This window comes from Maribellus luteus (genome assembly GCF_003576475.1).
Taxonomy (GTDB): domain Bacteria; phylum Bacteroidota; class Bacteroidia; order Bacteroidales; family Prolixibacteraceae; genus Draconibacterium; species Draconibacterium luteum.
On the sequence record NZ_QWGR01000174.1, the window covers coordinates 1 to 582 of the forward strand.

Sequence of the window (582 nt, forward strand, 5' to 3'; positions counted from 1 at the left end):
CCTCAAGGCCGCCACCACCCGCCAGGCCATCGAGCAGCTGCCGCCCGAGATCACCCTGTCGTTCGTGCCCTCGGCCGACGGCCTGCAGGGCTGGATCGACCTGGCGCGGGCCAACGGCCACGAGGTCCTGCTCGAGGCGCCGATGGAGCCGCTGGACTATCCCGAGAGCGACCCGGGCCCCTACACCCTGATGGCCAACGCCGCGCCGCAGGAGACCATCAAGAAGCTGGAATGGCTGCTGACCCGCGCCACCGGCTATTTCGGCGTGACCAACTATCTCGGCTCGCGGTTCGTCGCCTCCGACCAGGGCATGGCCGCCTTCTCGACGGGCCTGCGCCAGCGCGGCCTGGCCTTCGTCGACGACGGCTCGGCGGTCCGCCGGGGCGGCGGCGTGCCCCGCGCCTCGGCCGACGCCATCATCGACGACCAGCTGGACGCCGCGGCCATCGACAAGCGGCTGCTCGGCCTGGAGGCCGCCGCCCTGCAGCACGGCCAGGCGATGGGCTCGGCCTTCGCCTGGCCGCTGACCCTGTCCCAGGTCTCGGCCTGGGCGGCCGGCCTGCAACAGCGCGGATACCAGCT

General features: G+C 73.0%; 1 protein-coding gene. It reads left to right on the forward strand.

All coding sequences use genetic code 11. The annotated features are described in order from the left end of the window. Window positions 1–582: divergent polysaccharide deacetylase family protein (locus D1614_RS24470; protein ID WP_147384400.1), on the forward strand; the 582-nt coding region annotated here is incomplete at both ends.